Source organism: Pectobacterium araliae (assembly GCF_037076465.1).
Classification (GTDB): Bacteria; Pseudomonadota; Gammaproteobacteria; order Enterobacterales; family Enterobacteriaceae; genus Pectobacterium; species Pectobacterium araliae.
In genome coordinates this window covers 3,330,020-3,343,762 of record NZ_AP028908.1, presented here as the reverse complement: position 1 = coordinate 3,343,762, position 13,743 = coordinate 3,330,020, and the positions used below count along the sequence as shown (strand labels likewise).

The 13,743-nt window shown below is 48.8% G+C and carries 13 protein-coding genes and 4 tRNA genes; 16 read left to right on the top strand and 1 reads right to left on the bottom strand.

Annotated elements, in window-relative coordinates:
- Positions 1 to 76 precede the first annotated feature (76 nt).
- From recA to luxS, 12 genes are all read left to right on the top strand, one after another.
- Positions 77 to 1,150, top strand: coding sequence for a recombinase RecA (gene recA / locus AACH44_RS15185; RefSeq protein WP_048257822.1), 1,074 nt, complete (start codon positions 77 to 79; stop codon positions 1,148 to 1,150).
- Between the two features lie 45 nt (positions 1,151 to 1,195).
- Positions 1,196 to 1,696, top strand: a complete 501-nt coding sequence (recX, locus tag AACH44_RS15180) for a recombination regulator RecX (protein ID WP_261850063.1) — start codon at positions 1,196 to 1,198, stop codon at positions 1,694 to 1,696.
- A 138-nt stretch (positions 1,697 to 1,834) separates the two neighbouring features.
- Complete coding sequence (gene alaS, locus AACH44_RS15175; RefSeq protein WP_261850064.1) at positions 1,835 to 4,462, top strand: alanine--tRNA ligase; 2,628 nt, start codon at positions 1,835 to 1,837, stop codon at positions 4,460 to 4,462.
- A gap of 322 nt (positions 4,463 to 4,784) precedes the next feature.
- Positions 4,785 to 4,970 carry a carbon storage regulator CsrA gene (gene csrA / locus AACH44_RS15170; protein WP_005972168.1) on the top strand — a complete coding sequence of 62 codons (186 nt, stop codon included), beginning with the start codon at positions 4,785 to 4,787 and terminating at the stop codon, positions 4,968 to 4,970.
- 293 nt (positions 4,971 to 5,263) lie between these two features.
- Positions 5,264 to 5,356 (top strand) — tRNA-Ser (locus AACH44_RS15165).
- Between the two features lie 8 nt (positions 5,357 to 5,364).
- Positions 5,365 to 5,441: transfer RNA gene (locus tag AACH44_RS15160), tRNA-Arg, on the top strand.
- Between the two features lie 71 nt (positions 5,442 to 5,512).
- Positions 5,513 to 5,589: transfer RNA gene (locus tag AACH44_RS15155), tRNA-Arg, on the top strand.
- Between the two features lie 180 nt (positions 5,590 to 5,769).
- Positions 5,770 to 5,846 (top strand) — tRNA-Arg (locus tag AACH44_RS15150).
- A gap of 389 nt (positions 5,847 to 6,235) precedes the next feature.
- Entirely contained in the window at positions 6,236 to 6,802 is a 567-nt protein-coding gene (gene yqaB / locus AACH44_RS15145) for a fructose-1-phosphate/6-phosphogluconate phosphatase (protein ID WP_261850080.1), read from the top strand.
- Positions 6,799 to 7,227 carry a YqaA family protein gene (locus AACH44_RS15140; RefSeq protein ID WP_261850065.1) on the top strand — a complete coding sequence of 143 codons (429 nt, stop codon included), beginning with the start codon at positions 6,799 to 6,801 and terminating at the stop codon, positions 7,225 to 7,227. The genes yqaB and AACH44_RS15140 overlap by 4 nt, the downstream gene beginning before the upstream one ends.
- Positions 7,228 to 7,309: 82 nt before the next feature.
- Entirely contained in the window at positions 7,310 to 8,863 is a 1,554-nt protein-coding gene (gene gshA, locus AACH44_RS15135; protein ID WP_338659311.1) for a glutamate--cysteine ligase, read from the top strand.
- A gap of 152 nt (positions 8,864 to 9,015) precedes the next feature.
- The gene (luxS, locus tag AACH44_RS15130) at positions 9,016 to 9,531 is read left to right on the top strand and encodes an S-ribosylhomocysteine lyase (protein WP_129709879.1); all 516 of its coding nucleotides are present in this window, start codon (positions 9,016 to 9,018) and stop codon (positions 9,529 to 9,531) included.
- 69 nt (positions 9,532 to 9,600) lie between these two features.
- On the opposite strand, the gene AACH44_RS15125 is transcribed toward luxS, so the two are convergent.
- Entirely contained in the window at positions 9,601 to 10,395 is a 795-nt protein-coding gene (locus AACH44_RS15125; RefSeq protein ID WP_261850067.1) for a cytochrome C assembly family protein, read from the bottom strand.
- A gap of 167 nt (positions 10,396 to 10,562) precedes the next feature.
- Between AACH44_RS15125 and ffh the strand changes: the two genes are divergently transcribed.
- From ffh to trmD, 4 genes are all read left to right on the top strand, one after another.
- Complete coding sequence (ffh, locus tag AACH44_RS15120) at positions 10,563 to 11,924, top strand: signal recognition particle protein (protein ID WP_261850068.1); 1,362 nt, start codon at positions 10,563 to 10,565, stop codon at positions 11,922 to 11,924.
- A gap of 157 nt (positions 11,925 to 12,081) precedes the next feature.
- Complete coding sequence (gene rpsP / locus AACH44_RS15115; RefSeq protein WP_010285998.1) at positions 12,082 to 12,330, top strand: 30S ribosomal protein S16; 249 nt, start codon at positions 12,082 to 12,084, stop codon at positions 12,328 to 12,330.
- Between the two features lie 18 nt (positions 12,331 to 12,348).
- The gene (gene rimM, locus AACH44_RS15110) at positions 12,349 to 12,897 is read left to right on the top strand and encodes a ribosome maturation factor RimM (RefSeq protein ID WP_261850069.1); all 549 of its coding nucleotides are present in this window, start codon (positions 12,349 to 12,351) and stop codon (positions 12,895 to 12,897) included.
- 38 nt (positions 12,898 to 12,935) lie between these two features.
- Positions 12,936 to 13,691 (top strand): tRNA (guanosine(37)-N1)-methyltransferase TrmD, encoded by a 756-nt coding sequence (trmD, locus tag AACH44_RS15105; RefSeq protein WP_261850070.1) that lies wholly within the window; start codon positions 12,936 to 12,938, stop codon positions 13,689 to 13,691.
- Positions 13,692 to 13,743 lie beyond the last annotated feature (52 nt).

The window sequence follows — 13,743 nt, the reverse complement described above, 5'->3', positions numbered from 1 at the left end:
TCAGTAATTATTCGGCAATTCATGATTAAGCAGCCGCGTAGAGGCAGCAGCGCTACGCCGCATGACAGGAGCAGAAATGGCTATTGATGAGAACAAACAAAAGGCACTTGCGGCAGCACTGGGCCAAATCGAAAAGCAATTTGGTAAAGGTTCTATCATGCGGTTGGGCGAGGATCGCTCAATGGATGTTGAAACCATTTCTACAGGCTCTTTGTCCCTTGATATCGCCCTGGGCGCCGGCGGTTTACCGATGGGGCGTATCGTTGAGATCTATGGCCCAGAATCTTCCGGTAAAACCACGCTGACCCTACAGGTGATCGCTGCCGCTCAGCGCGAAGGTAAAACCTGTGCATTCATCGATGCTGAACATGCATTGGACCCAATTTATGCGAAAAAGTTGGGTGTAGATATTGATAACCTGCTGTGTTCTCAGCCGGATACCGGCGAGCAGGCGTTGGAGATTTGTGATGCGCTTACGCGTTCTGGCGCTGTTGACGTTATCATTGTCGACTCTGTCGCTGCCTTGACGCCGAAAGCTGAAATTGAAGGTGAAATCGGTGACTCTCATATGGGCCTTGCGGCACGTATGATGAGCCAAGCTATGCGTAAGCTGGCGGGTAACCTGAAGCAAGCCAATACGCTGCTGATCTTCATCAACCAGATCCGTATGAAAATTGGCGTGATGTTTGGTAACCCTGAAACCACCACTGGCGGTAATGCCCTGAAATTTTACGCTTCTGTTCGTTTAGATATTCGTCGTACTGGCGCTATCAAGGAAGGCGAAGAAGTTGTCGGCAGTGAAACCCGCGTTAAAGTCGTGAAGAATAAAGTCGCGGCGCCGTTCAAGCAGGCTGAGTTCCAAATTTTGTACGGTGAAGGCATCAATATCCACGGTGAGCTGGTTGATCTGGGTGTGAAACACAAACTGATCGAAAAAGCCGGTGCCTGGTATAGCTATAACGGCGATAAGATCGGTCAGGGTAAAGCAAACGCCTGTAATTTCCTGAAAGAGAATCCAACGATTGCTGCTGAGCTGGATAAAAAATTGCGTGAAATGCTGCTGCATAAAGGCAATGAGCTAACGCCTGCCGCAGCAGGTAATAGCCATGATGAAGATGAATTCGCAGGTGAAGGCAACGAAGAATTTTAATGGTGGCCGAATTACCCGTGATAGAGCACGTCAGCGGATCGATGGATGAATAAACCATTACGCTACGCGATGAATGTGCTTTCTGTTCGCGATTATAGTGAAGTCGAAATACGCCGCAAATGTGCGGCGTATTTATATAAATCAGAAAGCGCAGAAGATGAAGTAGACGAAGCTACAGCCAAAGCTACAGCCAAAGCTGCGGCAGAAGATGTGGAAGCGGCCATTGCTTATTGTAAGGAGCACGGTTGGTTGGATGATGCGCGCTATGCCCGCCGTTATATCAGCAGCCGGAGTCGCAAAGGTTATGGCGTTCAGCGCATTAAAATGGAGCTGAACCAGAAAGGAATCGATAAGACAACATTAGCCACAGCATTGAACGAGAGTGATATCGACTGGTGTGCGCTGGCTAAATCGGTTGTGGAGCGTAAATTCGGACATCCTCTGTCCGATGAATGGAAAGATAAAGTCAAACATCAGCGATATCTGCTCTATCGTGGCTTTTTTCATGAAGAAATCCAGTCAATCTATACGAATTTTTCAGATTGAACGCACACGGGATTTTACTTCCCATCGAAGAAAATTTATCTTATTCCCACTTTTTTGTTCGTGAGTTGCTCGGTAATGTCAGCATGCTGGACTAACCTTGCCCGCGATCTGTTCTTCTAGCTTGATTCCAGGACAATTATGAGCAAGAGCACCGCTGAGATCCGTCAAGCGTTTCTCGATTTTTTCCACAGTAAGGGACACCAGGTTGTTGATAGCAGCTCTCTGGTGCCGAACAACGATCCGACATTGTTATTCACCAATGCGGGGATGAACCAGTTTAAAGATGTGTTCCTCGGGCTGGATAAACGTAACTATGCCCGAGCGACGACCTCGCAGCGTTGCGTACGTGCCGGTGGTAAACATAATGACCTGGAAAACGTAGGTTATACCGCACGCCACCACACCTTTTTTGAAATGCTGGGTAACTTCAGCTTCGGTGATTACTTCAAGCATGATGCGATTCGCTATGCATGGGAATTACTGACGTCTCCCCAGTGGTTCAATCTGCCGAAAGAAAAATTGTGGGTAACGGTATACGCAACGGATGATGAAGCCTACGACATTTGGGCTGATGAAGTTGGCGTGCCGCGCGAAAGAATTATTCGTATTGGTGATAACAAAGGTGGACCTTACGCCTCTGATAACTTCTGGCAGATGGGCGAAACAGGGCCGTGTGGTCCATGCACCGAAATTTTCTTCGATCACGGCGAGCATATCGCTGGTGGTCCGCCGGGAAGCCCTGATGAGGACGGCGATCGCTATATCGAAATCTGGAATCTGGTATTCATGCAGTTCAACCGTCAGGTTGACGGCACAATGCTGCCACTGCCGAAGCCTTCCGTCGATACGGGGATGGGCTTAGAGCGTGTTTCTGCGGTATTGCAACATGTCAATTCAAACTATGACATTGATCTGTTCAAGACGCTGATTGATGCGGTAGCGAAAGCTGTTGGTACAACTGATTTAACCAATAAATCGTTGCGTGTCATCGCCGACCATATCCGCTCTTGTGCGTTCCTGATTGCCGATGGCGTGATGCCGTCTAATGAAAACCGTGGCTATGTCCTGCGCCGTATTATTCGCCGTGCCGCACGTCACGGTAATATGCTGGGCGCGACGGATGCCTTCTTTTACAAATTGGTTGCACCACTGATTGAAGTCATGGGGCCTGCGGCTACCGAATTGAAAAAGCAGCAATCGGTGGTTGAGCAAGCGCTGAAGATGGAAGAAGAGCAGTTTGCCCGCACGTTAGAACGCGGGTTATCTCTGTTAGATGAGGAAATTAAAAATCTGAAAGGGGATACCCTGGACGGTGAAACTGTTTTCCGTCTATATGATACTTATGGTTTCCCTGTCGATCTCACTGCGGATGTTTGCCGCGAGCGTGGCTTAAAAGTTGACGAGGAAGGTTTTGAAGCTGCGATGACGGCTCAGCGTCAGCGTGCTCGCGAGGCCAGCGGATTTGGTGTGGACTACAATAGCCTCATCCGAGTGGAGGCAAACACGCCATTCTGTGGTTATGAAAAAACGCAGCAGCAAGCGAAGGTGATTGCGCTTTATCATAATGGAAACGCGGTTGAGCACATTGCGGCTGGTGATGAAGCCGTCGTGATTCTGAACGAAACGCCGTTCTATGGTGAATCTGGCGGTCAGGTTGGCGATCAGGGCGAACTGAAAAATGCGAGTGTTAACTTCGCCGTGCAGGATACGCAGAAATATGGTCAGGCAATCGGCCATGTTGGTAAACTGACCCAAGGTACGCTGCGTATTAACGACAGTGTTGATGCAAACGTTGATAGCCAACGTCGCGCTCGCATTCGTCTGAACCACTCTGCAACACACTTGTTGCATGCTGCGCTGCGTCAGGTTTTAGGCGATCATGTCGCGCAGAAAGGTTCTTTGGTTAACGATAGCTATCTGCGCTTTGACTTCTCGCATACGGAAGCGATGAAACCTGAACAGATTCGTCAGGTTGAAGATATCGTCAATGCACAAATCCGCCGTAACCTTGCAGTGCAAACGGATATTATGGCGCTGGATGATGCGAGAGCGAAGGGCGCGATGGCGCTGTTCGGTGAGAAGTATGATGACCATGTCCGTGTTCTGACGATGGGTGATTTCTCGATTGAACTTTGTGGCGGTACGCACGCCAGTCGTACGGGTGATATTGGCCTGTTCCAAATCATTTCTGAGTCAGGTACTGCTGCTGGTGTGCGTCGTATTGAAGCGACCACGGGTGAAAATGCCTTGTCCGCATTGCATCGCCAGAGTGACGTTCTGCAAGACATCGCGCAACTGTTGAAAGGGGATAGTCACAACCTGACGGATAAGGTACGCTCTGTTCTGGATCGTGCTCGCGCATTGGAGAAAGAGCTTCAGCAGTTGAAAGCTCAGCAGGCCGCGCAGGAAAGCTCGTCCCTGTCTGGTAAAGCAAAAGAGATTAACGGTGTGAAGTTGCTGGTTACGCAACTGGATAACGTCGATCCTAAACTGTTGCGCACGATGGTTGACGACCTGAAAAATCAACTCGGGTCTGCTGTTATCGTTCTCGGAACGGCGGCAGAAGGCCGGGTTAGCTTGATTTCTGGTGTAACGAAAGATCTAACTGACCGCGTAAAAGCTGGCGAACTGATAGGGTTTGTTGCCCAACAGGTTGGTGGCAAAGGCGGTGGTCGACCTGATATGGCTCAGGCTGGTGGTTCAGATGTGTCGGCATTGCCTGGCGCGCTAGCCAGCGTTGAGTCTTGGGTTGTTGCTAAGTTATAAGCGATAGATAACGTTTATTTGCGTTATCCCACAAAAACGCCATAACTTTCTGGTTGTGGCGTTTTTGTCTGCGGAAAAGGATTCGTTAAACAGGGGGGAAAGTATGTTACCTTCAGATATTCTGAGGCGTTATATGCTAGCCCTCTTGTTGTGATAACAAAAGCACAAGCTACTGATATCGACTAAACTAACAAGTAGTAACGAGCCGAAGTGTGATGGGGTGGTTATACCATCGGCTAGGTTTACGTTTTCACAGCACATGATGGATAATGGCGGGGAGACAGAGAGACCCGACTCTTTATAATCTTTCAAGGAGCAAAGAATGCTTATTTTGACTCGTCGAGTTGGCGAAACCCTCATGATTGGCGATGAGGTAACGGTTACCGTTTTAGGAGTGAAAGGCAACCAGGTACGTATTGGTGTTAATGCACCTAAAGAGGTTTCTGTCCACCGTGAAGAGATCTATCAGCGTATTCAGGCCGAAAAATCTCAACCGACGTCATATTGATTGACAATGCGTCTCGTGTTTGCGGGACGCAATTGCCACTTTCCGCTTTTCTTCCACACATTTATCGATGCGTCTATTTTTATTGTGTGTTTCCTTTTGCAAGGTAACCGCCTGTTTTTCTGTCGATAAAACAGGCTTTTTGTTGTGAAAATGCGCGCCTTGGATGCGAATTGTTCAAACGAACGTAAGGTGGGAAAAATTGTTTGACTTATAAGTCTGGGAAAGTAATATGTGCGCCACGCAGTACCGGTGAGCACTAATAAGAAGTTCTTAGTCGCAAACAGGTAATGTAAGGTGAGGTGGCCGAGAGGCTGAAGGCGCTCCCCTGCTAAGGGAGTATGCGGTCAAAAGCTGCATCGAGGGTTCGAATCCCTCCCTCACCGCCATTTAATCTGCATCCGTAGCTCAGCTGGATAGAGTACTCGGCTACGAACCGAGCGGTCGGAGGTTCGAATCCTCCCGGATGCACCATTAAATACTGCCTTTGCAAGGCAAGTAATATTAATAAAAGCAAGTTTTGTCGTAGATAAAGAATTATTAATGCATCCGTAGCTCAGCTGGATAGAGTACTCGGCTACGAACCGAGCGGTCGGAGGTTCGAATCCTCCCGGATGCACCATATTTTGATATGGGTAAGGTTGTTATCTTGTTCTTATAATCGGCCCATGTGGCCTATAAGTACAAGGGAGGGAAACGTTGCTTTAACAACGGCCCGTAGGGCAAGGCGAAGCCGAGTAATCCTCCCGGATGCACCATTCTTAAGTATCTCGTTCAATTCCCTATTTCTGTACCACACTCTGCATCCGTAGCTCAGCTGGATAGAGTACTCGGCTACGAACCGAGCGGTCGGAGGTTCGAATCCTCCCGGATGCACCATATTCTAATGTAAATAAAGTTCTAGTCTTAGTGTTAATCGATAAGCGTAAAGTAATCTTCCTTTAGCAACGATTCGAAGTACTAAGCAAGCCAGATGATTTTCTCCGATGCTCCATTTCTGTTTTAGCAACCTCTCCCTACTATACTTTTAGCGCGACAGCGACATAGCTTTCAGTTCTACTGATATCAGAATGATATTTTTCTCATCACTCCCGTGTGTTAATTCTTACCTCTCCCCTGTCTATATATTGAAATTAAGCTGAAGCGTAAATGAAGGTTGTCTTATTACTATGGTGTAATAACTTGTTTTTTATAAGTTTATTGAGTAAGCGACAACGTTTTCACTTTACGATAAAGTAAGCTCTCTTTTCAGTGATCATGGAGTCATGATGTACGATCGCTATCAAGGGCTGATCTTTGATATGGATGGCACCCTGCTTGATACCGAACCAACGCATCATAAAGCGTGGGATCAAGTGCTTGCCCGATATGGTATGAGATATGATGCCAGTGCCATGACTGCATTGAACGGCTCGCCCACCTGGCGTATTGCACAGCGTATTATCGACAGCCATCAGGCTGATATTGATCCTCACCAACTGGCGGCGGAAAAAACGGCTGTTGTTGAGGAAATGCTACTGGATACAGTAAAACCCCTGCCGCTGATTGATGTGGTTAAGCATTATCGCGGGCGTCGTCCTATGGCGGTCGGCACGGGTAGCACGCATGGTATGGCGGATAAATTGCTAACGCATTTGGGGTTGTATGATTATTTTGATGCGATCGTCGGGGCAGATGATGTTATTCAGCATAAGCCTTTTCCCGATACCTTTTTGCGTTGTGCAGCATTGATTTCTGTCGCACCGGAACAATGTATTGTGTTTGAAGATGCAGACTACGGTATTGAAGCGGCTAAGCGCGCTAACATGGCCGTGGTTGACGTTCGTACATTGTGAGTGAGTTCTGGGCCGTTTTTTCTCTTTTCTGGAGCAGCCTGCTCAGTGCAACACTGTTGCCCAGTAGTTCGGAAGTACTGCTAGTGGCATTATTGCTTGCTGATAGTGCAAAACCCTACCTGTTGATCGTTGTGGCAACGGTAGGCAATACGCTGGGCGGGTTAACAAATATTTTTATAGGGCGCTTACTCCCTCAGCCAAAACAACAAGCTGGGTATACGGTGGCTATGCGCTGGTTACAGCGTTATGGCTGTGCTGCGCTGTTATTTAGCTGGGTGCCGGTAGTAGGCGATTTATTGTGCGTGTTAGCGGGTTGGCTACGGATGCCCTGGATGCAATCGGCGGTTTTCATCGGTATTGGAAAAGCGCTGCGGTATACCGTATTGGCAGGTATAACGTTACAGGGTATGGCGTGGTGGTCTTAACCAGAACGTAATGCGAACTGGTGAGTGCTGCTGGGTTTCAATTATGCTTACAACCATTACATTTTAACAACGGGAGGTCGATTTGATCCCGGACATTTCAGAAGCACTTTCTTGGCTGGAAGAGCACCCACTGGCAGTGAAGGGTATTCAGCGTGGAATTGAACGCGAAACATTGCGCGTAACAGCAAATGGACATCTTGCTACGACAGGGCACCCTGAAATATTGGGTTCGGCGTTGGCGCACCCGTGGATTACGACAGACTTTGCAGAAGCGCTGTTGGAGTTTATTACGCCAGTTGATGGCGATGTCGATCACCTGCTGACGTTTCTACGCGATATTCATCGTCATGTTTCCCGCAATCTGGCTGATGAGCGGATGTGGCCATTGAGTATGCCGTGCTTTATCGACAGCGAGCAAAATATCGAGCTGGCGCAGTATGGCTCATCAAATGTTGGGCGCTTCAAAACGCTTTATCGTGAAGGGCTGAAAAACCGCTATGGCGAGTTGATGCAGACTATTTCCGGCGTGCATTATAACTTCTCCCTCCCGCTGTCATTCTGGCAGGCGCGAGAGGGTGTGGCTGATGCAGAAAACGGTAAAAAAGCCATATCCGCGGGATACTTCAGACTGATTCGCAATTATTATCGCTTTGGTTGGGTGATCCCTTATCTGTTCGGGGCTTCTCCGGCGATCTGTTCTTCTTTCTTGAAAGGGAGAGAAACCGCACTGCCGTTTGAGCGAACGGAAAAAGGCATGCTTTATCTGCCTTATGCCACTTCTCTACGGCTCAGTGATTTAGGCTATACCAATAAATCACAGAGCAATCTGGGGATTACGTTTAACGATCTGGATACCTATGTCGCGGCATTAAAACGTGCGATAAAAATGCCATCTGACGAATATGCTCAGGTTGGTATGATGAAGGATGGTCGTTATCTACAATTGAATACGAACGTCTTGCAGATTGAAAACGAGCTCTATGCACCGATTCGTCCGAAGCGTGTGACGCGTGCGGGGGAAACGCCATCAGATGCTCTGCTGCGTGGCGGAATTGAATATATCGAAGTCCGCTCGCTGGATATCAACCCGTTCTCTCCGACCGGAGTGAGTGAAAGTCAGGTGCGTTTCCTGGATTTATTCCTGATCTGGTGTGCGTTGGCGGATGCGCCGGAAATGAGTGCGGATGAGCTACTGTGTACGCGTAAAAACTGGAACCGAGTGATTCTGGAAGGGCGTAAACCAGGGCAAACGGTGGGTATGCGGTGTGAAACCATCCAGCAGCCAATTGCTGAGGTGGGAAAATCTCTGTTTGCGGATTTACGTCGCGTTGCGGAAGTGCTGGATGCGGAAAACAATCAACCGCACTATCAGCAGGTATGCGATGAACTGCTTGTTGGTTTTGACGATCCGGAAACGACGTTCTCTGGTCGACTATTAGCGTTGATGAAGCAAGAAGGCAATGGTAGCGTGGGACTGAATTTAGCGGAAGAATACCGCAAAATGCTCAGCTGCGAGCCGCTGCAAGTGTTGACGGAAGAACAATTGGCTGCTGCGAGCGAGAACTCCTGGCAGCGTCAACGTCAGATTGAGTCTGAAGATACGATGAGTTTTGACGACTATCTGGCGACGCATTAAAAAGAAAAGGCCACAGATACTGTGGCCAAATAAACATCTCTAATAGGGATGATGATAATAAATGCGCGTCTTTCAGTAAGTCAGACTCGCATAAAAAGGAAAAGTTCTCGGAAACGAGAAAAAATGAATTTTTTCTATGAGGAGGTGGCATTATGCCGTTACTAGACAGCTTTACCGTTGACCATACCCGTATGGCCGCACCCGCAGTTCGGGTCGCTAAAACCATGAAAACCCCTCATGGCGACAATATCACGGTATTTGACCTGCGCTTCTGTCGTCCGAACATCGAAGTCATGCCAGAGCGCGGTATCCATACGCTAGAGCACCTGTTTGCTGGCTTTATGCGCGATCATTTAAACGGTGATGGTGTTGAAATTATCGATATTTCTCCGATGGGATGCCGTACGGGTTTCTACATGAGCCTGATTGGTACGCCGGACGAGCAACGCGTTGCTGATTCCTGGAAAGCGGCGATGTCGGACGTTCTGAAAGTGACTGACCAGCGTAAAATTCCTGAGCTGAACGAATTTCAGTGTGGTACCTATGAGATGCACTCACTGAAGGAAGCGCAGGAGATTGCTCAGCACATCGTGGATCACGATATTGGTATCAACCAAAATGACGATCTGGCGCTGCCAAAAGATAAACTGGCTGAGCTACATATCTAGCTTGTTGGATATGTGCAGATAAAAAAGAGAGCCGAATGTTGGCTCTCTTTTTTTGTGCTCGTGAATGTGTCAGACCGCGAGAAAGTGCTGTATAACCCGGCTGCCAAAGTAGGAAAGCGTTAGCATCAGCGCACCGAGCAGGCTGAACCAGACGACGCGCCGACCTCGCCATCCCTCATGGTAATGCCCCCAGAGCAGCAGAATATAGATGAACCAGGCAAACAGGGAGAATACGGCCTTGTGCAGGTTCTCTTTGTTATCGATCAGGTCATCCATATAGAACAAGCCAGTACAAAGCGTTAGCGTGAGCAGGATGACGCCAATCTGCGTGATGTGAAACATCTTACGCTCAATGCCCATCAGCGGTGGCATATCAGCGGCAAACCCTAGCTTCTTGTTCTTAAGCAGATAATCAAGCCAGGCAAGCTGGAGCGCATAAAGTGCTGCAATCAGCAAAGTTGCATAAGAAAAAAGCGCCAGGCCGATATGGATCATCAAACCCGGAGACGCTTCGAGATGTGTAATAAATTCACTCGGCATGAAGCTGGCGAAGGCCAGATTGATCAGCGCAAAGGTGTAGACAATAGGGAGGATAAACCAGCCGCGATCGCGTGCTGCGACAATCGTCATAACGGTACAGATGATGAGGCTGACCAGCGAACCGATATTCAGCAGGCTAAGATTTTGCCCCACCTGAACATCAAAAATGCGTTGATAGAGCGCCACCGCATGACAGAGTAGCGCAGCGCTGGCCGAGAGTATTGCCAGCCGACGATATGCACTGTTCTTGCGCAGCAGACTGGGGATAATCAGTCCGAGGCTGAGTGTGTAGGCGACAAGCGCCACAATAGCGAAAACAGACATGCAAATAGGTTATTAAATATCAACTAGGTAAAATAGAGAATTAGTATAGCGTTAGTCGCCGTGGTCACCAACAGTTCTCCGTCAGCAGCGCTGAGATCGTTGCCGCTTTTGTGTATAATCCTTCCATTCGTGTCGCGCTGCGGCCTGTCTTACGTTGAGCATGAGATATGTTTGAAAATTTAACCGATCGACTCTCGCGCACATTGCGCAATATCAGCGGCCGCGGGCGGTTGACTGAAGAAAACATTAAAGAAACGCTGCGTGAAGTACGTATGGCACTGCTGGAAGCCGACGTCGCATTACCCGTGGTGCGTGATTTTATCAATCGTGTAAAAGAACGTGCTGTTGGGCATGAGGTCAACAAAAGCCTGACGCCGGGCCAAGAGTTCGTCAAGATTGTTAAAAACGAACTTGTCAGTGCAATGGGCGAAATCAACGCCGAGCTGAATCTTGTTGCTCAGCCGCCGGCAGTGGTTTTGATGGCGGGTCTGCAAGGTGCGGGTAAAACGACCAGCGTGGGCAAGCTGGGTAAATTCCTGCGCGAAAAACAAAAGAAAAAAGTGCTGGTGGTGTCTGCTGACGTGTATCGCCCTGCGGCGATTAAACAGTTGGAAACGCTGGCACAGCAGGTGGGTGTCGATTTCTTCCCATCAGATGCGCAAGAGAAGCCGCTTGCTATCGTAGAACGTGCGTTACAACACGCTAAGCTGAAGTTCTACGATGTCCTGTTGGTCGATACCGCCGGTCGTCTCCACGTCGATGACGCGATGATGGACGAAATCAAGCAGGTTCATGCGGCGATTAAGCCAGTTGAAACGCTGTTTGTCGTCGATGCCATGACGGGTCAGGATGCGGCGAATACGGCGAAAGCCTTTAATGAAGCACTGCCGCTGACTGGGGTTATCCTCACCAAAATTGATGGTGATGCCCGTGGTGGCGCGGCGTTGTCTATCCGCCATATTACTGGCAAGCCGATTAAATTTCTTGGCGTTGGTGAAAAAACCGAAGCGTTGGAACCATTCTACCCGGATCGTGTCGCATCGCGCATTCTTGGTATGGGCGATGTGCTTTCGCTGATTGAAGATATTGAAAGCAAGGTTGACCGTACACAAGCAGAGAAGCTTGCCAATAAGTTGAAGAAGGGCGACGGTTTCGATTTGACCGATTTCCTGGATCAGCTTAAGCAAATGCGCAATATGGGCGGCATGGCGAGCATGATGAGTAAAATGCCTGGCATGGGTCAACTGCCTGATAATGTTAAGTCACAAATGGATGACAAGGTGCTGGTGCGTATGGAGGCGATCATTAATTCGATGACGCGTCAGGAGCGTGCTAAACCTGAGATTATCAAAGGATCGCGCAAACGTCGTATCGCACAGGGTTCAGGCATGCAGGTGCAGGATGTGAACCGCCTTCTGAAACAATTCGATGATATGCAACGCATGATGAAGAAGATGAAAAACGGCGGTCTGGCGAAAATGATGCGCGGTATGAAAGGGATGATGCCACCTGGATTCCCGGGGCGTTGATCACCAAAATCGTTGGTGTAGAGAAACTCTTGGCGAGATTACACGCTTTAGATTGCTTTTTGCGCCAAAATGAGTAAAATTTTCGAGCTTTTTATATGACATACTGGGCTCCGTTCCTCGATGGGGCCCAGTTGTTTTATTCACTAAAGAGGATGTTATGGTAACAATTCGTTTGGCACGTGGCGGCGCGAAAAAACGCCCCTTCTATCAAGTAGTCGTGACCGATAGCCGCAATGCGCGTGATGGTCGTTTCATCGAGCGCGTAGGTTTCTTCAACCCAATCGCATCTGGTCAAGCAGAAGCCCTGCGCCTGGATCTGGACCGTATCGAGCATTGGCTTGGTCTGGGTGCAACTGTGTCTGATCGCGTATCTTCGCTGATCAAAGATGCTAAAAAAGCAGCATAATCTGTTGCGGTGGTGATAATGAGCAATCAACTCAGTCCAAAACCTCCCGTTAACCCGATTGTGATGGGGAAAATTGGGTCGGCTTATGGCATCCGAGGTTGGCTCAGAGTGTTTTCATCCACCGAAGATGCCGAGAGCATTTTTGATTATCAACCTTGGTTCACCCAGAGTAAAAGCGGTTGGCAGCTTATCGAAATTGAAGGCTGGAAGTATCACAATCAGGATCTGATCATCAAAGTGAAAGGTGCTGATGACCGTGATGCGGCTAATTTACTGACTAATTGTGAAATTGTCGTAGATTCGTCACAACTGCCCGAGCTGGGCGAAGGTGATTATTACTGGAAGGATCTTATTGGCTGTCAGGTCGTGACCATAACCGGTTATGAGTTGGGTAAAATCATCGATATGATGGAAACTGGCTCGAACGATGTGATGGTGATAAAGGCAAACCTGAAAGATGCCTTCGGGGTTAAGGAGCGGCTGGTTCCGTTCCTCACTGAACAGGTTGTTAAGCGCGTCGACCTTTCTGCTCAAACTATTGAAGTAGATTGGGACCCGGGTTTTTGAACTCTGAATCGACCAGTAGTACCCAGCGGAACGAGACTATGTGGATTGGGGTGATTAGCCTGTTTCCAGAGATGTTCCGGGCAATTACTGATTACGGAGTCACTGGCCGGGCAGTTAAAAATGGCCTGCTGAACGTACAGTATTGGAGTCCTCGTGATTTCACTTACGATCGGCATCGCACCGTGGATGACCGACCTTATGGCGGTGGCCCCGGAATGCTGATGATGGTGCAACCTTTACGGGATGCGATCCACGCAGCAAAAGCAGCGGCAGGCGAAGGCGCGAGAGTGATTTATTTATCACCTCAGGGCCGTAAATTAGATCAGCAAGGCGTACGTCAACTCGCTACGAACCAGAAGATGATTCTGGTCTGTGGACGGTACGAAGGGATTGATGAACGCGTAATTAAAACCGAGATCGATGAAGAATGGTCGATAGGGGATTACGTGCTCAGCGGTGGGGAACTGCCAGCGATGACCCTGATTGACTCCGTTGCCCGCTTTATACCGGGCGTTCTGGGGCATCAGGCTTCAGCAGAAGAAGATTCTTTTGCTGATGGATTGTTGGATTGTCCTCATTTCACTCGCCCTGAAATACTGGAAAGCATGGACGTTCCGGCAGTGTTACTGTCTGGCAACCATGCAGAAATACGTCGCTGGCGATTGAAGCAGTCGCTGGGCCGAACCTGGCTTAGAAGACCTGAACTTCTGAAAAGCCTAGCTCTGACTGACGAGCAAACAAGGTTGCTGGCTGAATTCCAACGTGAGTATCAGTCTGAGCAACGAGAGTATTAGGTGGTTACGCCGGTTTGACCTGGCGAACCCAACTATCAGTTTACCTAGGGTA